Source organism: Variovorax beijingensis (assembly GCF_003951285.1).
Lineage (GTDB): Bacteria > Pseudomonadota > Gammaproteobacteria > Burkholderiales > Burkholderiaceae_C > Variovorax > Variovorax beijingensis.
This window is the reverse complement of the sequence record NZ_RXFQ01000005.1, coordinates 351,721-370,440: the sequence shown is the minus strand read 5'-3', so window position 1 is coordinate 370,440 and position 18,720 is coordinate 351,721. Positions and strand designations below refer to the sequence as shown.

The following is an 18,720-nucleotide window of genomic DNA, read 5'->3' as shown; positions in this document are numbered from 1 at the left end:
TTCCCGCAAGCTGCGCTGCGCCATGGTCGGCGGCGGCCGCGACGCCTTCATCGGCGCCGTGCACCGCAACGCCATGGCGCTCGACGGGCAGATCGAGCTCGTGGCCGGCGCGCTGTCGTCGAGCGCGGAGAAGGCGCGCGCCTCGGGGCGCGACCTGCACCTGGCCGACGACCGCAACCACGGCGACTGGCAGTCGCTGCTGGCCGACGAGCTGAAGCGCCCGCCCGAGGAGCGCATCGACTTCGTCTCCATCGTCACGCCCAACCACGTGCACTTTCCGGTCGCGCAGGCCTTCGTGGAAGCGGGCTTCCACGTGGTGTGCGACAAGCCACTGGTGCACACGCGCGCGCAGGCCGACGCGCTGGTCGCGGCCGTGAAGAAGCAGGGCACGCTGTTCGGCGTGACCTACAACTACACCGGCTACCCGATGGTGCGGCAGGCGCGCGAGATGGTCCGCTCGGGCCAGCTCGGCGAACTGCGCAAGGTGGTGGTCGAATACAACCAGGGCTGGCTCGCGAGCCAGCTCGAAGGCGCCGGCAACAAGCAGGCCGACTGGCGCACCGATCCCGCAAGGAGCGGCGCGGCCGGCGCCATCGGCGACATCGGCTCGCACGCCGAGAACCTGGTCGCCAGCGTCACCGGCCTGGAGATCGAGAGCCTGTGCGCCGACCTGAGCGCGCTGGTGCCGGGCCGCATGCTCGACGACGACGGCAGCCTGCTACTGCGCTTCAAGGGCGGCGCGCGCGGCGTGCTGATTGCCTCGCAGGTCAACACGGGCCTGGAGAACGACCTGCGGCTGCGCGTGTCGGGCACGCTCGGCACGCTCGAATGGCGGCAGGAGCAGCCGAGCCAGCTGGCGCACCTGCCGCACGACGGGCCGAAGCAGATCTTCACGCGCGGCTCGCCCTGGCTGTGCGAGGCCGCGCAGCGCGCCAGCCGCCTGCCTGCCGGCCATCCCGAAGGCTTCATCGAGGCCTTTGCCAACATCTATGCCGGCGTGGCGGCCGACATCCGCGCGCGGAATGCGGGCCAGCCGGCCGATGCCATCGCGGCCGACTACCCGGGCGTGGAAGACGGTGCGCGCGGCGTGCGCTTCATCGAGCGTACGGTGGCCTCGGCCCAAAGCGAATCAAAATGGACGCCCTGGTAGGGCCACGGGCTCGCTTGCGCGGGTTCCAGGCGCACCGCATCGGCCGTTCATGACATCTTCTTCTTTCGAGAATCCGCCGCCTTCGAGTCCGCAGCCCTGGCTTCGCATACTGGGCCGGCGGTGCCGCGCGCTCTGGCCGCTGAAGCTGGTCGGCAACACGGTCGCGACCGCGGGTTTCTTCCCGCTGTATTTCTGGATCATGAAGAACGCCGGCCAGCCCTGGACGCTGCCGCTCACCGCGTTCGACCGGCTGATCGCCTTCTGGCCGGCGCTGCTGCCGGTCTATCTATCGCTGTGGCTCTACATCGCGCTGCCGGTGTTCCTTGCCAAGGACAGGCGTGAACTCTGGAGCTTTGCGCTGGGCTGCGCCTTCATGACCGGCATCGCGCTCGTGGTGTTCTGGTTCGTGCCCACGGCCATCCCGAACTTCAGCATCGACACCAGCCCGGGCACCTCTTTGCATCTGCTGAAAACTGTCGATACGGCCGGCAACGCGTTTCCGTCGCTGCATGTGTCGTTCTCGGTGTTTGCCTGCGTGGTGCTTGCGCGGCAGCTGCGCGAGGTGGCTGCGCCCGCGTGGGCTCGCGCGCTCAACATCGCGTGGGCCGTGGCCATCGTCTATTCGACGATGGCGGTGCGCCAGCACGTGCTGGTCGACGTGCTCGGCGGGCTGGCGCTGGGCATCGGCTTCGGGCTGGCCTCGCGTCCCCGCAAGGCCGCGGCGGCGGCAGCCGCCGCGCAGGCACGGCCGGCGTAGGCCGATTGCGCTATTCCATCCGCGCGCCGCGCGCGGTAGAACCCGAGCATCCTTTTCTTCGAACCAACGCGGAGCCCGCCATGAAGATTCGCCCATCCGCCATTGCCCTCTTCATGCTGGCCTGCAGCACGGCCTTGCCCGCGCTGGCCATCGACTATCCCGCGCGCAAGCCCGGCTTGTGGGAGATGAAGATGGGAGACAGCGCCAGCGGCGCGCCGGCGCAGACCATCCAGCAATGCATCGACGCCGCCACCGACCAGGCGCTGCGCGACATGGGGCAGGGCATGGGCAAGGACGCCTGCTCGAAGCAGGAGATACGCAGGGAAGGCAGCACGCTGGTGATCGATTCCGTGTGCAAGATGGGCACGACCACCGCCACCAGCCACGCGGTGGTCACGGGCGACTTCGGTTCCAGCTACCGGATGGAAAGCAGCTCGACCTACAAGCCGCCGATGATGGGCAAGTCCAGCGGGAGCTTCGTCATGGAGGCAAAGTGGGTCGGCCCGTGCAAGGCCGGGCAGAAGCCCGGCGACATGATCATGGGCAACGGCATGAAGATGAACGTCGTCGACATGATGAAGGGCCAGCCGAAGAAATAGCTAGCCCATCAGGCTCACGTGCGCCGACACCACGCGCCAGCCCTCCGGCAGGCGCGCCCAGGTCTGGCTCTGGCGGCCCGTGCGTTCGCTGCCCGCGCGCCTGAACTCGACGTTCGCGACCGCAAAGTCCCGACCGAAGGTGGTGATGGCCCTTGCGGTGATCTCGCGCTCGAGGTTGACCGCAGGCCGGCCCTGGCGGAACGCGCGTATCGCGTCGTAGCCGTAGAGATTCTCGCCGGCGCCGTAGCGCAGCGTGTGCGGCGAATCCCAGAACAGCCTGTCGAGCACCGGAACGTCGTTGGTGACGAGCGCGCGCTCGTACTCGGCGAACGCGGCCTCGACTTCGGCGAGCACGGCGGGCAGGTTGATGTCGGTCATGGAAACGGTCATGGCTTGCATTACTTTCCGCCCCAGTGCACGAAGCGCCGCTCCGCCACCAGGAACACGAGGTTCATCACGTAGCCGAGCAGGCCCGCCGCGAAGATCGAGGCGTACATGTCGGGCATGTCGAAAATGGTCTGGGCGTTCATGATGCGCTGGCCGAGGCCATCGGTGGAGCCGATGAACATCTCGGCCACGATCACGATCACCAGTGCGATCGACACGCCCGAGCGCATGCCGACGAACACCTGCGGCATCGATTCGAGCAGGATCACGTCGGTCAGCACGCGCCAGCGCGGCGCGCCCATCACCTTGGCTGCGAGCTGGCGCTGCTTGCGCGCGCTCATCACGCCGTAGGCGACGTTGAACAGGATGGCCAGCGCCGCACCGAAGGCCGCGACCGCGATCTTGGTGGCCTCGCCGACGCCGAACAGCACCAGGAACAGCGGGAACATGGCCGAGGCCGGCGTCGAGCGGAAGAAGTCGATCGCGAACTCGATCGATTCGTAGATCTTCTCGTTCGACCCCAGCACGATGCCGAGCGGCACCGCGATCACGAGCGCAAGGCCGAAGGAGGTGACGGTGCGCACGATGGTCTTGAAGAAGTCGCCCCACAGCGTGCCGTGCGCAAGGCCGTTCCAGAAGGCCGCGAGCGCCTCGAGCGGCGAGGGCAGCAGCACCGGGTCGACCGCGCGCGTCGCATGCACGAAGGCCCAGAGGCCGATCAGCGCGGCGATGCCGAACAGCGGCCGCAGGCGGGCGCCGAAGGCGTTGGCTCGATGGGCGAGGCTCATGGCTTGCGCACCTCCCGCTGGAACACGTCCAGCGCGCGGGTCTTGGTGGCGATGAAGGCCGGCGTGATCGTGGTGTCGGCCGTGCGCGGGCGCGCCACGTCGAAGGGCAGGTTCTCGGCCACGCGCGTGGGCCGCTTGGTCAGCAGCAGCACCTCGTCGGCCAGCAGCACGGCCTCGTCGAGGTCGTGCGAGACCAGCAAGGTGGTGGTCCGGCGTTCGACCAGCACCTTCTGCAGCCGCTCGCGCAGGAACATCACCATCTCGTAGTCGAGCGCGGAGAAAGGCTCGTCGAGGAACAGCACCTCGGGGTCGACCACCAGCGCCCGCATGATCGACACCAGCTGCTGCTGGCCGCCCGACATCTGGTAGGGGTAGCGCTGCAGGTCGAGCTTGACGTCGAAGCTCTCCATCAGCCTGTCCATGCGCGACTGCTGCTGCGCCTTCGACAGGTTCAGGTACTGCAGCGGGTAGCGGATGTTGTCGATCGCGCGCAGCCACGGAAACACCGCCTCGCGGTAGTTCTGGAACACGTAGCCGATGCGCGTCTCGCGCGCTTCCTTGCCCTCGAACAGGATCTGCCCGCTGTCGCACGGCAGGATGCCCGCGATCATGTTGATCAGCGTGCTCTTGCCGCAGCCGTTGGGGCCGAATACCGACACGATCTTCCCCTTCGGAATGTCGAGGTCGAAGTTGTCGTAGATGGTCGCGTCCTGGAAGCGCTTGGTCAGCCCGCGGATCGTGATGTGCGTGCCCTTCGGGTACCAGCGGTGCGAGGCGCCGGCATCCGCGGCGCCGGGCGCGGCGGTGCCGATCGGCAGATGGGTGCTCATGGTGCGCATCAGAAGGCCCGCACCAGTGCCTTGCCGTCGATCCTTGCCTTGACCACGCCCAGCTCGGTGCCGATGTCGAGGAACTTCTGGAAGTCGCCCACGTCGGCGGGGGTCATGTCCCTGGCCATCACGATGCGCGGCAGCGGTACGGTGGCGGCCAGCTCGGGCGGCACCTTCATGCCCTGCACCAGGTAGCCGCGCGCGCTGCTGTCGGCCTGTGCCTCCTTCACGCCGCGCGCCCACGCGGCGGCGAAGCGCCTGGCCACGTCGGGCTTGTCGGCCATGAACCTGCCCGACATCACGGCGCCGGCCGCGAAGGCCGAGGCGCTCTTGTTGCCCAGCAGGTAGGTGGAGATCACGCCGGCCTCGATGCGCTTGCCGACCTTCTGCGCGACCATGATGGTGGCCGAGGGCTCGAGCGTGTAGCCGCCGTCGAAGTTGCCCGACTGCAGCGCGCCCAGGTGCACGCCGATCTGCTGTTCCTGGATCGTGAAGTCCTTGCCCTCGGCCAGGCCCACCTTCCTGAGCACCGCGCGCGCCGCGCCGATGTTGGCGGGGCCGGGCGCCGAGAACAGCTTGAAGCCGTTCCTGAAATCCTTCAGCGTCCGCGCCGGGCTGTCGGCCTTGACGACGAACTGCTCGATCACGTGCTGCGCGTTCTGCCCGTTGAGCGAGATGTACTTCAGCGTGTTGGGCCGGCGCGATTCCATGTTGGCGCCTTCGAGCGTCACCAGGTTCACCGCCGCGTCGATGCCGTTCGACACCAGCGCCTGCACGGTCAGCGGGTGGCTGGTCATGGGCACCTCCTCGATCTCCAGGTCGGCCTCCTTGAAGTAGCCGCGGTTCACGGCCACGTAGAACGGCAGCGCCGCGCTCGAGGGAAACACGCCGACCTTGATCCTGTCGGCCGCCTGGGCCGGCAGCACCGCGAACGCGGCGAGGACGAAGGCCGCGGCGCCGGCAAGACGGGCGGTGGCACGAAGGGGCGCGGCGAAGAAAAGCTCAGGGCGTGGCATCGTGGGGTTCTCCGGAACGGGGTGGCGGGGTCAGGGCGGGATAGGCAAGCGGATCGAAGAAGGAGCTGCCGGCGCGGTACACGCGCGCGGCCGACATGTCGGGCGGCGCGCCGTCTTCCACCGCGCCTTCGAAGGTGAGCTCGAGCTGCACGCCGCTCGGGTCGTAGACGAACAGCTGCCACAGCGTGGTGCCGGGCACGAGGAATTCGCGCCAGTCCAGCCCCGCGGCGCGAAAGCGCGCGACGTACGCGTGGTAGCCCGAGCAGGCCAGCGACACGTGGTCGATGGCCCCGCTGCCGTGCGGCACCCGGCCGCCCGCACCCAGCGCCGGGCCGCCGGCATAGACGTGGATGATGGCCTGCCCGCCCGGCTGCCCGCAGGCCAGCCATGCGCCGGGGTAGCCGAAGTCGGGCCGCGCGATCTCGCGCAGGCCGATCACGCCGGTCCAGAAGGCGCGGGTGCGGCCGAGGTCGGCGGTCTTGATCGCGAGATGGAAGAGGCCGTGCGTGATGGCGGCGTTGGTCGCTGTCATGGCGCAGGCACCGGTTCGTGCTGGCCCAGCGACACGTCGCGGAACAGCGTGGAAAGGTCGCCGAGGAACGCGGGCCCGGTCTTCCAGCGCGTTCCGGCCACCGGGTCGGCGCCGGCCAGCATGGTGTCGGTGGCGGTGATCGACAGCGCCATCGCGAAGCGGATGCGCTCGCGCCGCGCGGCGTCCACCAGCGCCAGCCAGCCGCGCGGCGCCCGGCGGCCGGCGCGGATCTCGCGCTCGAGGATCAGCGCGGCGGCGCAGGCGTCCTCCATGGCCTGGGTCGCGCCCTGGCCCAGCGTGGGTGCCATGCCGTGGGCGCTGTCGCCCAGGTACATCACGTCGGCATCGGCTTCGCCGAACAGCACGTCCGATTCCTGCATGCGGGCCCAGTGGCTGTGCGGCAGGTTTGCGCACATGGCGTCCATCAGCCATTGCACCTGCGCGCTCGGCGCACCCTGCGCGGGCTGGTAGGTGGCGCGCATCGCGGCTTCGGTCTTCCATTCGTCGCGCAGCGGCGCGCCGGGTTCGACCGGGTAGGTCGCCGCGATGTAGACATGCCCCGGCGGCACGCGGAAGGCCAGCAGCCGGTGCGGGCCGTTGAACCACTGGCCGTAGTCGTCGATCAGGCCGGCGCTGGTGTCGGGCACCAGCGTGCGCAGGATCGCCACGCCCACGTGGCGCGGCTCGGGCAGGCCCGAGAACGCGGCGCGGGTGGCGGAATAGCGGCCGTCCGCGCCGACCAGCAGGTCGATGTCGTCGATGCGGTGCTCGACGCCGCCCTGGAGGTAGCGCACGGCGGTGCGCCCGCCGCCGCCCGTGGCCGCGGCGATCGACGCGATCTCGCAGCCATACCGGATCGCCGCGCCCGCGCCTTCGCGCAGCACGCGGTAGAGCTCCGACCAGCGGATGCGGATGCCGGGGTTGTCCGCCACCTGCGACAGCGGCAGGTCGAACAGCACCGTGCCGTCGGTCAGCGCGATCTGCCAGTGCTGCCACGGCAGGCTCGCGGCCTCGACCTCGGCGGCCAGCGCCGCGTCGCACAGGCGCAGCGCCTTGACCGCGTTGGGGCCCACGTTCAGGCCGGTGCCGGCCTCGGAGTGGTCGTCGGGGCCGACGCGCTCCAGGCAATGCAGTTCGACGCCGGGCAGCGCGGCGAGCCGGCGGGCCAGGATGGCGCCGGCCACGCCGGCACCGATGATCACGATCTTCATGCGGATGGGCTCTCGCTGAGAGGCGCCGCCGCGGCAGGCGCGCGACGCCGGTGTTGCCGGAAATGGCGTTGTTCGAAGGCGGGGCCGGTGGCGTGCATGGTGGGTGCGGGCACCTGCAGGATGCGTACCAAGTCCGCGCCGGCATCGGGTTGCGGGCGTGCTGTCATGCCGCGTGCGCGATCACCGCGACCAGTCCGCCGCCGTCCGGTCCCTGGTGCTCGGCGCCTCCGGAAACGAAAATGCGCGCGTCCCCCAGCACGCCGGCCACCATGCCGCCGACCGCGCCGCGGATGTGGCGCTGGGCATTGATGTCGGTGTCGTCGAGCATGGTGTGGCGCGCGCCGCGCACGTGGCCGCGGCGGTCGGGCTCGCACTTGACGAACACCGCCGCCACCCGCGCCGCATCGGCCGCGCTCAACTGGGGCGCCGCGTTCATGCCCAGCGGCCGCAGCGCCTCGGCCACCGCGCCGATGTCCAGCGCGTCGCGCATCGGTGCGCAGGCCATGCGCAGCGTGCCTTCCCATGCCGCGCTGTGGCCGAGCACGATCACCTCGTTGGCCTCGACCTCGACGCCCGACGAAATGCTCGCGCGGCGGGAGAAGCGCTCGAAGTCGAGCAGCATCGCGGCCTCCAGCGCCGGATCGTCGGGCAGCTCGCCCAGTGCGATCGCCACGCCGAAGGCGCCGGCGGCACGCGCCGCCGCCATCGAGCGGCCCGAGTCGGCGGTCAGCACCGTGTGGCCGGCCGCGGCGGCGGCCTGGGCGCGCGCGGCCGTCACGCAGGGGCACTTGACCTGCACGAAGGCCACGTCCTCGGCGCGGGCGATGCCGGAGCCGCGCATCGCCTCGCGCACCGCGCCGGCCACCGACGCCACCTGCGCCCAGCGCCCGACGTGCTGCGCGGGCAGCGGCGCGCTGACGGCCGTGCCGATCGCGAGCGCGCCCGGACCGGGCCCGGCGGCCGCATCCGCTGCGGGCCGCCCGCTGCGGGCGAACACCACGTAGTGCGGGCTCAGCACACCCTCGGTGCCGCCCGACAGGATGCAGGGCAGCTCGCGCAGCAGTTCGGCGGCCGGCCGGCCCAGCCGCGCGGCCAGCAGGCTCATCAGCGTCTGCGTGAAGTAGCCGCGCGTGAAGTCGTTGACGCCGCCATTGCCTTCGGTCTTGCCGATCACGGCCACCACCTGCGCGGGCTCGATCGCGCCCTGGTCGAACAGCGCGGCGAGCGCCGAGAGGTCGCCCGGATGCGCCATCGGCAGCCGGTGCACGGCCAGGCGCGGGCGCGTGGCGGCCTGCGTCGGCGCGATGCCTGGGGGGAGGAGGGTGTGGGCGTCCATGGATGCTGCGGTGCAACAGATGAACGCAGTATGGGCAGCCGGGGTGCAAACTTCCAGCGCAATGTTTCGCTCGGACCGAGCGCAAATTGTGTGCAGTGAGCGATTCGCCGCTTGAACGGCGCGCCCGCGGGCTGCTCAGCCCGGCAGCGCCGCCAGCCGGTTGACCAGCGTTTCCATGAACGACAGCGTGGCGATCGGCAGCATGCGGCCGGCGCGCGCCGCCAGCACCAGCTGGCTGTGCGCCAGCGCCCGGTCCGACAGCGGGATCGACACCAGCTCGCCGCGCCGCACCTCGTTGAGCGTGCCGATCTGGAACTGGAAGCTGATCGCGCCCGTCTGCCGCGTGAACTCCTTGAGCGTCTGCACGGTGCTGGCCTCCAGCGCGACCTGCAGCGCGATGCGCGAGCGCGCCATCACGTCGTCCAGCAGCCGGCGGCTGCCGAACGACCGGTCGCCCAGCGCCACGGTGTACTTCTGGCAATCGGCCAGCCGCAGCGTGGCGCGCTTCGCGAGCGGATGGTCGGGCCGCAGCATCGCGCACAGCGGCTGCGCGATCGCGCTGATCACGCGCAGCGTCTGCGACGGCTGCGGGTCGTGCACCAGGATCAGCTCGACATCGTCGGCCATCAGCGACGCGGCCAGGTTGCCCGTCACGCCCGAGACGATCTGGAACTGCACGCCCGGGTGCGTCTGCTGGTAGTGCGCGATGGTGCCGGGGATCAGGTCGGTCGCCACCGATTCGGCGCAGCCGATGCGCACCGTGCCGCGCACCAGCCCGCGCAGCTGCTCGATCTGCGACTCGGCCGAGCGCATGTCGGCCATGCTGCGCCGCACCGCGGTGATCAGCACCTCGCCCGCTGCCGTGAGGCGCACGCCGCGCGGCAGGCGCTCGAACAGCGGCGTGCCGATGTCGGACTCGATCTCCAGGATCTTGCGGTTGAGCGCCGTCGAGGCCACGTGCAGCTTCTCGGCCGCCTTGCGGATCGACCCCGCGCGCGCGACGGCATCGAGGTAGACGAAGTGGCGGGGCGGATGCAGCATGGGTGGTTGCGAAGATTGTTCCACAGGCCCATGCGCGGCCGGGCCGGCGAAGCAAGCGTAGGCCGCCGCCCACAGTGCTTTGCGCCCGGCCTTCGGCACGCGGAGCGCCGCGCCGGCCTACGATGTCGGGCCATGACCGCGCCGCTGCCCCACAGTTCCGCCTTGCGCCCTGGCGACCTCGTGGTGGCGCGGCCCGAGGGCCTCTACTGCCCGCCGGGCGACTTCTACATCGACCCCTGGCGGCCGGTGGCGCGCGCCGTCATCACCCATGCGCATTCCGACCACGCGCGCGCCGGCCACGGCCACTACCTCGCGCACACCGACAGCGCCGGCACGCTGCGCACCCGCCTCGGCGACGCCATCGCGCTGCAGACGCTGCCGTACGGCGAGGCGATCGGGCACCACGGCGTGCGCATCTCGCTGCATCCGGCCGGCCACGTGCTGGGCTCGGCGCAGGTGCGGCTCGAACACGGCGGCCGCGTGTGGGTGGCCTCGGGCGACTACAAGACCGAGCCCGACGGCACCTGTGCGCCCTTCGAGCCGGTGCCCTGCGACACCTTCATCACCGAGTCGACCTTCGGCCTGCCGATCTACCGCTGGCCCACGCAGGCGGCCCTGTTCGCCGAGATCGACGCCTGGTGGCGCGCCAATGCCGAAGCCGGCCGCGCATCGGTGCTGTTCTGCTATGCCTTCGGCAAGGCGCAGCGCATCCTGCATGGCGTGGACGCCTCCATCGGGCCGATCGTGGTGCACGGCGCCGTGGAGCCGCTCAATGCCGTGTACCGCGCCGCGGGCGTGGCCTTGCCGCAGACCCTGCGCGTGACCGATGCGGGTGTCGATGCCGCGCTGCTCAAGCGGGCGCTGGTGCTGGCGCCGCCCTCGGCCCAGGGAACACCATGGATGCGCCGCTTCGGCCACCATGCCGACGCCTTCGCGAGCGGCTGGATGCAGCTGCGCGGCACGCGCCGCCGGCGCGGCGTGGACCGCGGCTTCGTGATGTCCGACCACGCCGACTGGCCCGGCCTGCAGCAGGCCATCGCGGGCACGGGGGCCTGCCGGGTGTTCGTCACCCACGGCAGCGTGGCGGTGATGGTGCGCTGGCTCAGCGAGAACGGATTGGAGGCGCAGGGCTTCAGGACCGAGTACGGCGACGAGGACGACCAGGAAACTCCCTCGCCTGCCGGCCCCCATCCCAGCCTTCCCCCGGAAGGGGAAGGAGCAACCGGACCATGAAGGACTTCGCGGCGCTCTACCGCGAGCTCGACGCCAGCACCTCGAGCCTTGCCAAGCAGGCCGCGCTGCAGCGCTACCTGCGCGAGGCCGATCCGGCCGATGCGGCCTGGGCCGTGTACTTCCTGGCCGGCGGCAAGCCGCGCCAGCTCGTGCCCACCAGGCTGCTGCGGCTGCTCGCGCAGGAGGCCGCGGGCCTGCCCGAATGGCTGTTCGACGAGAGCTACGAGGCGGTCGGCGACCTGGCCGAAACCATCGCGCTGCTGCTGCCGCCGCCCACCGAGGCGCACGACCTCGGCCTGGCGCGCTGGGTCGAGGAGCACCTGCTGCCGCTGCGCGAGGCCGGCAAGGCAGCGCCCGACGGGCTCCCCGCACGGCTGCGCGCGCAGTGGCGCCAGCTCGCGGCCGAAGAGCGGCTGGTGTACTTCAAGCTCATCACCGGCGCCTTCCGCGTGGGCGTGTCGAAGCTGCAGGTCACGCAGGCGCTCGCGGGCGTGGGCGGCATCGATCCCAAGCGCGTGGCGCAGCGCCTCATGGGCTACACCCACATCGGCGGCCGGCCGCGGGCGGAAGACTACCGCGCGCTGATCGCGCCGGAGTCGGGCGCGGAGCAGGTGCAAAAAACCAGCGGGCAGCCGTACCCGTTCTTTCTTGCGCATGCCTTCAACCTGCCGCTCGAGCAGTTCGATGCCGCGCTGGGCCCGCCGGCCGGCTGGATCGTCGAATGGAAGTGGGACGGCATCCGCGCGCAGCTGGTCAAGCGCGCGGGCGCCAGCTGGCTGTGGTCGCGCGGCGAGGAACTGGTGACCGAGCGCTTTCCCGAGCTGGCCGTGCTCGGTGATGCGCTGCCCGACGGCACGGTGCTCGACGGCGAGATTGCCGTCTGGCGCGACGACCGCGTGCAGCCCTTCGCGGAGCTGCAGAAGCGCATCGGCCGCAAGACGCTGGGCGCGAAGCTGCTGCGCGAGATCCCGGTGGTGCTGCTGGCCTACGACATCCTCGAATGGGAAGGGCGCGACCTGCGCGCGCTGCCTCAATCGGAGCGCCGGCTGCTGCTCGACGAACTCGTCACGCGCATGCAGCATCCGTCGCTGCTGCCGAGCCCGATGCTCACCGGCATCGAATGGAGCGACTTCGCACGCCAGCGCGAAGCGGCGCGCAGCCTGGGCGTGGAGGGCATGATGCTCAAGCGCCGCGACGCGCAGTACGGCGTGGGCCGCACCAAGGACGTGGGCGTGTGGTGGAAGTGGAAGATCGATCCGCTCAGCATCGACGCCGTGCTCGTCTACGCACAGCGCGGCCACGGCCGGCGCGCGAGCCTCTACAGCGACTACACCTTCGCCGTCTGGGACGGTCCGCCCGAGCAGGAAGACCGCAAGCTCGTGCCCTTTGCCAAGGCCTATTCGGGCCTCACCGACGCCGAGATGGCGCGCGTGGACGCGATCATCCGCAAGACCACCGTCGAGAGCTTCGGTCCGGTGAAGAGCGTCGCGCCCACGCTGGTGTTCGAGCTGGGTTTCGAAGGCATTGCGCGCAGCGCGCGCCACAAGAGCGGCATCGCGGTGCGCTTTCCGCGCATGCTGCGCTGGCGCGAGGACAAGCCGGTGGCGGAAGCCGACACCCTGCAGACGCTCGCCGCGCTGCTGCCGTCATGACCGCGCCGCCTGACCCCGCATTTCTCCCTCCCCTCCCGGGGGAGGGCAGGGGCGGGGGCAAGCGGCGCATCAAGGATCGGCCGCCTGTGCTCGAAGGCCGCGAGCCCCCATCCCCACCTTCCCCCGGAAGGGGAAGGAGCAAGGCAGCAGCAGTCAAGGCGGCGCTCGACGCCTGGTTTGCAGCGCGCGGCTGGAAGCCCTTCAAGTTCCAGCGCGACGTGTGGAAAGCCGTGGCCGCGGGGCGCTCCGGGCTGCTGCATGCGACCACCGGCGCGGGCAAGACCTACGCGGTGTGGCTCGGCGCGCTGCAGGCGTTCTCGTCCGCGGCGCCGCCGCCCTCGCGCAGCGCAAAGGCCACGCCGCCGCCGCTCACCGTGCTGTGGATCACGCCCATGCGCGCGCTCGCGGCCGACACGCTGCGCGCGCTGCAGCAGCCGCTCGAGGCCATGGATGCCCAGGGCGTCGACGTGCACCGCTGGAGCGCCGGCGCGCGCAGCGGCGACACCTCGTCGGCCGAGCGCAGCGCGCAGAACGAGCGCCTGCCCACGGTGCTCGTCACCACGCCCGAGAGCCTGTCGCTGCTGCTCGCGCGCGCCGATGCGAGCGAGGTGCTGGGCCGCGTGAAGATGGTGGTGGTCGACGAGTGGCACGAACTGCTCGGCAACAAGCGCGGCGTGCAGGTGCAGCTGGCGCTCGCGCGGCTCAGGCGCTGGAACCCGTCGTTGTGCGTGTGGGGCATGTCGGCCACGCTCGGCAACCTGCCGGAGGCCATGCATGCCTTGCTGGGCCGTGAAGAGGGCGTGCTGGTGCAGGGCGCGGTGCCCAAGAAGCTGGTGGTCGATTCGCTGCTGCCCGGCCGGGCCGAGCGCTTTCCGTGGGGCGGCCACCTGGGCCTCACGATGCTGCCGCAGGTGCTCGACGAGATTGCCGCCAGCAGCACCACGCTGGTGTTCACCAACACGCGCTCGCAATCGGAGATCTGGTACCGGGCCATGCTCGAGGCGCGGCCCGAATGGGCCGGCCTCATCGCGCTGCACCATGGTTCGCTCGACCGCGCGGTGCGCGAATGGGTCGAGCTGGGCTTGAAGAACGGCGAGCTCAAGGCCGTGGTCTGCACCTCGAGCCTGGACCTCGGCGTGGACTTTTTACCGGTCGAGCGCGTGCTGCAGATCGGTTCGCCCAAGGGCGTGGCGCGGCTGCTGCAGCGCGCGGGGCGCTCGGGCCACGCGCCGGGCCGGCCGTCGCGCATCACGCTCGTGCCCACGCACAGCATCGAGATGGTCGAAGGCGCCGCGGCGCGCGCGGCCATCGCGGCCGGCCACATCGAGGCGCGCCACACGCCGGTGCAGCCGCTCGACGTGCTGGTGCAGCACCTGGTGACCGTGGCGCTCGGCGGCGGCTTCGTGCCCGACGACCTGTATGCCGAAGTGCGCGGCACCGCCGCCTATGCGGATCTGTCGCGCGAGAGCTGGGCGTGGTGCCTGGCCTTCGTCTCGCAGGGCGGGCCTTCGCTGGCCGCCTATCCCGACTACCGCCGCGCGGTGCCCGATGCAGAAGGCGTCTGGCGCGTGCCGGACGCGCGGCTCGCGCGGCGCCACCGCATGAACATCGGCACCATCGTGAGCGACGCGAGCATGGCGGTGCAGTACATGGGCGGCGCCAGGATCGGCAGCGTCGAGGAAGGCTTTGTCGCGCGCATGAAGCCCGGCGACTGCTTTCTGTTCGGCGGCCGGCTGCTCGAGCTCGTGCGCATCCACGACATGACGGCCTGGGTGCGGCGCGCCACCGGCAAGCGCGCCGCGGTGCCGCGCTGGAACGGCGGGCGCATGCCGCTGTCGACCACGCTGGCCGACGCGGTGGTGCAGCAGCTCGCGCTGGCCGGCGAGGGGCGCTATCCATCGCCCGAGCTGCAGTGCGTGCGGCCGCTGCTCGAGATCCAGCAGCAATGGTCGGCCCTGCCCACGCCAGAGACCCTGCTGGCCGAAACCCTCGCCACGCGCGAAGGTTCGCACCTGTTCCTCTATCCCTTCGCGGGGCGCCACGTGCACCTGGGGCTTGCGAGCCTCCTGGCCTGGCGCGTGGCGCAGCACGAGGCGCGTACTTTTTCCATTGCGGTGAACGACTACGGCTTCGAGCTGCTGAGCGCCACGCCGGTCGACTGGCCCGCGCTGCTGCCGCAGGTGCTGCGCCTGCCGCAGGGCGAGGACGCGCATGCCACGCTGCTGCACGAGGTGCTGGCCTCGCTCAACGCGGGCGAGCTGGCGCAGCGCCGCTTCCGCGAGATCGCGCGCGTCTCGGGGCTGATCTTCCAGGGCTATCCGGGCGAGAAGCGCAGCAGCAGGCAGCTGCAGGCCTCGTCGTCGCTGTTCTGGGAGGTGTTCCGCAAGTACGATCCGGCGAACAAGCTGCTGCTGCAGGCCGAGCAGGAACTGCTCGCGCAGGAACTCGAAATCGGGCGCCTGGGGGCCAGCCTTGCGCGCATGGCGACCCAGCAGCTGGTGCTGAAGCCGCTCGAGCGGCCCACGCCGTTCTCGTTTCCGCTCATGGTCGAGCTGTTCCGCGAGAAGCTCTCGAACGAGAACGTGGCCGACCGCATTGCGCGCATGGTCGAGCAGCTCGAAAAGGCCGCGGGCGGCGTGGTCACGGCCGGCGGCGTGGAGCGCGTGAAGAGCACGCTCGCGTTCGGGCAGGAAGGTCCCGGCAAACCGCCGGCCACGCCGCGCCGGGAGCGCAGGTCGCGATCACGGCCGTCACGGCCGTTGCCGCCGCTGTGAGCCGTTCAGCTCAACCCGCGCCGTGCGCCTTGACCCAACGCACGATGTCCGCCGCCCCCATGGCGCCGGCCTGGCGCGCCACTTCGCGGCCGCCGCGGAACAGCGCCAGCGTCGGGATGCTGCGGATGTTGAAGCGCGCGCCCAGCGCCGGCACGGCTTCCGTGTCGACCTTGGCCAGCCGCACCTGCGGTTCGAGCTGGGCCGCGGCCTGTTCGTAGCCCGGCGCCATCTGGCGGCACGGGCCGCACCAGGGTGCCCAGAAGTCCACCAGCACCGGGATTTCATTGCGTGCAATGTGGCGGTCGAAGGTCTTTTCGTCCGGCAGCGCGGCGGAATGGCCGGTGAACAGCGCGCGGTGGCAGTTGCCGCAGTCGGGCGCGCTGCCCAGCTGCGCCGCGCGCACGCGGTTGGTCGTGTGGCAGTGCGGGCAGACGATGTGCAGCGAAGGCGTTTCGGTCATGACGAAGAACTGGGGCTCGCGGGGTGAATTGCAAGACGGCCGCCGGCCCGGCCGTCTTTTGCGACACTCGTGGCCCGTGACCGCTTCGAATCTTCCCGCATCGGCGCTCCCGGTCCAATGGGCCGGCGAACTGTTGCATCTGTTGCCCGAGCACGCCGTCTGGTGGCCCGAAGGCCGCGTGCTGTTCATTGCCGACCTGCACATCGGCAAGGCCGCGACCTACCGCGCGCTCGGGCAGCCGGTGCCGGGCGGCACCACGCAGGAGAACCTGGCGCGGCTCGACGCGCTGGTCGCGGGCCATGCGCCGCAGCGCATCGTTTTCCTTGGCGATTTCCTGCATGCGGCGCAGGCGCGCACGCCGCAGGTGCTGGCGGCGCTGGCCGCCTGGCGCGCGGCGCATGCGCCCATCAGCATGACGCTGGTGCGGGGCAACCACGACAGCCGCGCGGGCGATCCGCCGGCCGCGCTCGGCATCGAGGTGGTCGACGAGCCTTACCTGCTCGGCCCTTTTGCCTGCTGCCACCATCCGCAAGCGCATGCCACGCACTTCGTGCTCGCGGGGCACCTGCATCCCGTGTGCAGGCTGCACGGGCCGGGGCGCGACAGCGTGCGGCTGCCGTGTTTCGCGAGCGATGCGCGGCAGGCCGTGCTGCCGGCCTTCGGCGAGTTCACGGGCGGCTGGCTGATGGAGCGCGCGCCGGGGCGGTGCTTCTATGCGGTGGGTGGAAAAAGCGTGTGGGCGCTGCCCGCATCGGAGTAAGGTATTGGCTCCTTCCCCTCCCGGGGGAAGGTTGGGATGGGGGCAGGCAGAGCGTGACCACTGCCACCGCCGCTTGCCCCACCCCGGCCCTCCCCCGGAAGGGGGGGAGAGAAAGAAAGTCAGAGCACGACGGGCTCGTCGGGCAGCTCGTTGGTGTCGGGCTGGTCGTGCGCCAGCGGAAAGTGCGCCACCAGCAAGGCCGACATTTCTTCCAGCGCCTGCGTGAGCCCGTCCTCGAAGCGGCCTTCGCGGAAGGCCGCGCCCATGCGCTGCGCCATCGTGGCCCATTCGGCATCGTCGACGCGCGCATCGATGCCGCGGTCGGCCACGATCTCGATCGCATGCTCGGCCAGCAGCAGGTAGATGAGCACGCCGTTGTTGTGTTCGGTGTCCCATACGCGCAGCTTGCCGAACAGCGTGACGGCACGCTCGCGCGCCGAGGCGTCGCGCCGCAGGTAGGACCAGGGCAGGCCCGCTTCCACGCAGATGCGGATCTCGCCGCTGTGGCGGCGCTCGCTCGCGGCCACGCGCGCCGCAAGGCGCTCCATGGCGGCATCGGGCAGCACGCGCCGCACATCGGCCTCGTCCATCCACTGGTGGCGCCAGATGCGGGCGAGCTTCGAGAAAAGCGTTGCCATGCCTACCAGTCCCCCGAGGCGCCGCCGCCCCCGAAATCGCCGCCGCCGCCAGAGCTGAAGCCACCGCCTCCGCTGCTGCCGCCACTGCTCCAGCCACCGCCACCGCCGCCGCCCCAGCCGCCGAATCCGCCACCACCACCGCCGCGCCGCCCCGGGCTCGTCGCGGCCACGGCCGAGAACAGCGACACCATGAGCGCCGCCATGCCCGCCAGCACCGCGATGACGATGCTGGTCGTGATGAGGAAGGCAATCACGCCGATGCCGCCGCCCATGACCACCGAGCCCAGCTTCTTGCCGACGATCGAGCGCACGATCGGCGCTGCGACGAAGACGCCGATGAACAGGAAGATCGCGAGGTTCTCCCAGTCGATGCCTTCGCTGGAATCCTTGCTGTCGCCGCCGCTGGAAGGCGCGGGCAGCGCCTCGCCGTCGACCAGCCCGATGAGCCGGGCCACGGCCGCGTTCAGCCCGCCCGCGAAGTCGTTGTTGCGAAAGCGCGGCTTCATCTCCTCGTCGATGATGCGGATGGCCGCGAGGTCGGGCACCGCGCCCTCGAGCGCCTTGGCCACTTCGATGCGCATCTTGCGATCGTTCTTGGCCACGATCACCAGGATGCCGTCGCCGACCTCCTTGCGCCCGATCTTCCAGGCGTTGCCCACGCGGTTGGCGTAGCTCGCAATGTCCTCGGGCTCGGTGGTGGGCACCATCAGCACCACCATCTGCGAGCCCTTGCGCTGCTCGAACGCGGCCAGCTTGGCTTCGAGATCGGCGCGCTCGGATTCGGCCAGCGTCTGCGTCTGGTCGATCACCCGCGCCGTGAGCGCCGGCACCGGCAGCAGGCCCTGCGCCCATGCCGCTGCCGCAAGCCCGCCCCACGCGGCCGCAGCCAGCAGGACGGTGGCCAGCGCGCGGCGGATCAGGGCAAGGGCCATCAGGAGGGTGTCTTACTTTTTAGGCGCACTGAAATCGACCGTCGGCGGCGTCGAGATCTGCGCTTCGTTCTGCACCGAGAAGTTGGGCTTGGGCTCGTAGCTGAAGATCTTGGCCGTGATGTTGGTCGGGAAGCTGCGCGCCAGCACGTTGTATTCCTGCACCGTCTGGATGTAGCGGTTGCGCGCCACGGTGATGCGGTTCTCGGTGCCTTCGAGCGTCACGCGCAGGTCGCGGAAGGCCTGGTTGGCCTTGAGCTCCGGATAGCGCTCGACCGTCACCATCAGCCGCGACAGCGCGCTCGACAGCTCGCCCTGCGCCTGCTGGAACTTGTTGAAGGTCTCGGGGTTGTTGAGCGTCTCGGGCGAGACCTGGATGGAGGTGGCCTTGGCGCGCGCCTCGATCACCTTGGTGAGCGTGTCCTGCTCGAAGCTGGCTTCGCCCTTCACGGTGGCCACGATGTTGGGCACCAGGTCGGAGCGCCGCTGGTACTGGTTGAGCACCTCGCTCCAGGCCGACTTGCTGGCCTCGTCGAGCGACTGGAACTGGTTGTAGCCGCAGCCGCTCAGGGACAGGGCGGCCGCAAGAATCAGGAGCCAGCGTTTCATCATCGTCATTTGCATTAC

19 protein-coding genes are annotated in these 18,720 nt (G+C 70.7%); 7 read left to right on the top strand and 12 right to left on the bottom strand.

The genetic code is table 11. The features are described 5' to 3' along the window. Positions 1-22 precede the first annotated feature (22 nt). From EJO66_RS11095 to EJO66_RS11085, 3 genes are all read left to right on the top strand, one after another. The gene (locus tag EJO66_RS11095) at positions 23-1,150 is read left to right on the top strand and encodes a Gfo/Idh/MocA family protein (RefSeq protein WP_420856672.1); all 1,128 of its coding nucleotides are present in this window, start codon (positions 23-25) and stop codon (positions 1,148-1,150) included. Positions 1,151-1,199: 49 nt separating this feature from the next. Continuing rightward, entirely contained in the window at positions 1,200-1,907 is a 708-nt protein-coding gene (locus EJO66_RS11090; protein ID WP_124958917.1) for a phosphatase PAP2 family protein, read from the top strand. 80 nt (positions 1,908-1,987) lie between these two features. Next, positions 1,988-2,506, top strand: coding sequence for a DUF3617 domain-containing protein (locus tag EJO66_RS11085; protein WP_124958916.1), 519 nt, complete (start codon positions 1,988-1,990; stop codon positions 2,504-2,506). On the opposite strand, the gene hpxZ is transcribed toward EJO66_RS11085, so the two are convergent. The 8 genes from hpxZ to EJO66_RS11045 all read right to left on the bottom strand — a co-directional run bounded on the left by hpxZ (position 2,507) and on the right by EJO66_RS11045 (position 9,647). Beyond that, on the bottom strand, positions 2,507-2,896 hold the full coding sequence (gene hpxZ, locus EJO66_RS11080) for an oxalurate catabolism protein HpxZ (RefSeq protein ID WP_223262264.1): 390 nt from the start codon (positions 2,894-2,896) through the stop codon (positions 2,507-2,509). A gap of 8 nt (positions 2,897-2,904) precedes the next feature. Beyond that, on the bottom strand, positions 2,905-3,681 hold the full coding sequence (locus EJO66_RS11075; protein WP_021012746.1) for an ABC transporter permease: 777 nt from the start codon (positions 3,679-3,681) through the stop codon (positions 2,905-2,907). Continuing rightward, positions 3,678-4,511 (bottom strand): ABC transporter ATP-binding protein, encoded by an 834-nt coding sequence (locus EJO66_RS11070; RefSeq protein WP_124958915.1) that lies wholly within the window; start codon positions 4,509-4,511, stop codon positions 3,678-3,680. Before EJO66_RS11070 ends, EJO66_RS11075 begins: the two co-directional genes overlap by 4 nt. A gap of 8 nt (positions 4,512-4,519) precedes the next feature. After that, complete coding sequence (locus EJO66_RS11065; protein ID WP_125965293.1) at positions 4,520-5,527, bottom strand: ABC transporter substrate-binding protein; 1,008 nt, start codon at positions 5,525-5,527, stop codon at positions 4,520-4,522. Beyond that, the gene (locus EJO66_RS11060; protein WP_124958913.1) at positions 5,514-6,059 is read right to left on the bottom strand and encodes a VOC family protein; all 546 of its coding nucleotides are present in this window, start codon (positions 6,057-6,059) and stop codon (positions 5,514-5,516) included. Before EJO66_RS11060 ends, EJO66_RS11065 begins: the two co-directional genes overlap by 14 nt. Beyond that, positions 6,056-7,270 (bottom strand): FAD-dependent oxidoreductase, encoded by a 1,215-nt coding sequence (locus EJO66_RS11055; protein ID WP_125965292.1) that lies wholly within the window; start codon positions 7,268-7,270, stop codon positions 6,056-6,058. Before EJO66_RS11055 ends, EJO66_RS11060 begins: the two co-directional genes overlap by 4 nt. 163 nt (positions 7,271-7,433) lie before the next feature. Beyond that, complete coding sequence (gene atzD, locus EJO66_RS11050; RefSeq protein WP_125965291.1) at positions 7,434-8,606, bottom strand: cyanuric acid amidohydrolase; 1,173 nt, start codon at positions 8,604-8,606, stop codon at positions 7,434-7,436. A gap of 135 nt (positions 8,607-8,741) precedes the next feature. Beyond that, positions 8,742-9,647, bottom strand: coding sequence for a LysR family transcriptional regulator (locus EJO66_RS11045; protein ID WP_124958910.1), 906 nt, complete (start codon positions 9,645-9,647; stop codon positions 8,742-8,744). Positions 9,648-9,779: 132 nt separating this feature from the next. Here EJO66_RS11045 and EJO66_RS11040 point away from each other — a divergent pair, with 132 nt between their 5' ends. From EJO66_RS11040 to EJO66_RS11030, 3 genes are read left to right on the top strand one after another with little or no spacing between them, the layout of a single operon-like run. Further along, positions 9,780-10,880 (top strand): ligase-associated DNA damage response exonuclease, encoded by a 1,101-nt coding sequence (locus EJO66_RS11040; RefSeq protein ID WP_125965290.1) that lies wholly within the window; start codon positions 9,780-9,782, stop codon positions 10,878-10,880. Then, a complete protein-coding gene (locus EJO66_RS11035; RefSeq protein WP_125965289.1) occupies positions 10,877-12,532 on the top strand; it encodes an ATP-dependent DNA ligase in 1,656 nt (551 codons plus the stop codon). The genes EJO66_RS11040 and EJO66_RS11035 overlap by 4 nt, the downstream gene beginning before the upstream one ends. Continuing rightward, the gene (locus EJO66_RS11030; RefSeq protein ID WP_125965288.1) at positions 12,529-15,306 is read left to right on the top strand and encodes a ligase-associated DNA damage response DEXH box helicase; all 2,778 of its coding nucleotides are present in this window, start codon (positions 12,529-12,531) and stop codon (positions 15,304-15,306) included. Before EJO66_RS11035 ends, EJO66_RS11030 begins: the two co-directional genes overlap by 4 nt. 10 nt (positions 15,307-15,316) lie before the next feature. Here EJO66_RS11030 and trxC read toward each other — a convergent pair whose 3' ends face one another. Beyond that, positions 15,317-15,766, bottom strand: coding sequence for a thioredoxin TrxC (gene trxC, locus EJO66_RS11025; protein ID WP_124958906.1), 450 nt, complete (start codon positions 15,764-15,766; stop codon positions 15,317-15,319). Positions 15,767-15,842: 76 nt separating this feature from the next. Here trxC and pdeM point away from each other — a divergent pair, with 76 nt between their 5' ends. After that, positions 15,843-16,526, top strand: a complete 684-nt coding sequence (pdeM, locus tag EJO66_RS11020; RefSeq protein WP_125965287.1) for a ligase-associated DNA damage response endonuclease PdeM — start codon at positions 15,843-15,845, stop codon at positions 16,524-16,526. A 119-nt stretch (positions 16,527-16,645) separates the two neighbouring features. Here the strand turns inward: pdeM and EJO66_RS11015 are convergent, their stop codons facing one another. The 3 genes from EJO66_RS11015 to EJO66_RS11005 are packed head-to-tail and all read right to left on the bottom strand — an operon-like array spanning position 16,646 to position 18,702. Beyond that, a complete protein-coding gene (locus tag EJO66_RS11015) occupies positions 16,646-17,164 on the bottom strand; it encodes a TPM domain-containing protein (protein WP_125965286.1) in 519 nt (172 codons plus the stop codon). 2 nt (positions 17,165-17,166) lie between these two features. Further along, positions 17,167-18,096: a TPM domain-containing protein gene (locus EJO66_RS11010; protein ID WP_125965285.1), complete on the bottom strand. Its 930-nt coding sequence runs from the start codon at positions 18,094-18,096 to the stop codon at positions 17,167-17,169. 12 nt (positions 18,097-18,108) lie between these two features. Then, positions 18,109-18,702, bottom strand: coding sequence for a LemA family protein (locus tag EJO66_RS11005; protein ID WP_124958968.1), 594 nt, complete (start codon positions 18,700-18,702; stop codon positions 18,109-18,111). Between the last annotated feature and the right edge of the window lie 18 nt (positions 18,703-18,720).

Bases quoted from the DNA above. Each gene is read 5' to 3' on its own strand.
- EJO66_RS11095 (WP_420856672.1), top strand. From the start codon at position 23: ATGGTCGGCGGCGGCCGCGACGCCTTCATCGGCGCCGTGCACCGCAAC.
- EJO66_RS11090 (WP_124958917.1), top strand. From the start codon at position 1,200: ATGACATCTTCTTCTTTCGAGAATCCGCCGCCTTCGAGTCCGCAGCCC.
- EJO66_RS11085 (WP_124958916.1), top strand. From the start codon at position 1,988: ATGAAGATTCGCCCATCCGCCATTGCCCTCTTCATGCTGGCCTGCAGC.
- hpxZ (WP_223262264.1), bottom strand. From the start codon at position 2,896: ATGACCGTTTCCATGACCGACATCAACCTGCCCGCCGTGCTCGCCGAA.
- EJO66_RS11075 (WP_021012746.1), bottom strand. From the start codon at position 3,681: ATGAGCCTCGCCCATCGAGCCAACGCCTTCGGCGCCCGCCTGCGGCCG.
- EJO66_RS11070 (WP_124958915.1), bottom strand. From the start codon at position 4,511: ATGAGCACCCATCTGCCGATCGGCACCGCCGCGCCCGGCGCCGCGGAT.
- EJO66_RS11065 (WP_125965293.1), bottom strand. From the start codon at position 5,527: ATGCCACGCCCTGAGCTTTTCTTCGCCGCGCCCCTTCGTGCCACCGCC.
- EJO66_RS11060 (WP_124958913.1), bottom strand. From the start codon at position 6,059: ATGACAGCGACCAACGCCGCCATCACGCACGGCCTCTTCCATCTCGCG.
- EJO66_RS11055 (WP_125965292.1), bottom strand. From the start codon at position 7,270: ATGAAGATCGTGATCATCGGTGCCGGCGTGGCCGGCGCCATCCTGGCC.
- atzD (WP_125965291.1), bottom strand. From the start codon at position 8,606: ATGGACGCCCACACCCTCCTCCCCCCAGGCATCGCGCCGACGCAGGCC.
- EJO66_RS11045 (WP_124958910.1), bottom strand. From the start codon at position 9,647: ATGCTGCATCCGCCCCGCCACTTCGTCTACCTCGATGCCGTCGCGCGC.
- EJO66_RS11040 (WP_125965290.1), top strand. From the start codon at position 9,780: ATGACCGCGCCGCTGCCCCACAGTTCCGCCTTGCGCCCTGGCGACCTC.
- EJO66_RS11035 (WP_125965289.1), top strand. From the start codon at position 10,877: ATGAAGGACTTCGCGGCGCTCTACCGCGAGCTCGACGCCAGCACCTCG.
- EJO66_RS11030 (WP_125965288.1), top strand. From the start codon at position 12,529: ATGACCGCGCCGCCTGACCCCGCATTTCTCCCTCCCCTCCCGGGGGAG.
- trxC (WP_124958906.1), bottom strand. From the start codon at position 15,766: ATGACCGAAACGCCTTCGCTGCACATCGTCTGCCCGCACTGCCACACG.
- EJO66_RS11015 (WP_125965286.1), bottom strand. From the start codon at position 17,164: ATGGCAACGCTTTTCTCGAAGCTCGCCCGCATCTGGCGCCACCAGTGG.
- EJO66_RS11010 (WP_125965285.1), bottom strand. From the start codon at position 18,096: ATGGCCCTTGCCCTGATCCGCCGCGCGCTGGCCACCGTCCTGCTGGCT.
- EJO66_RS11005 (WP_124958968.1), bottom strand. From the start codon at position 18,702: ATGAAACGCTGGCTCCTGATTCTTGCGGCCGCCCTGTCCCTGAGCGGC.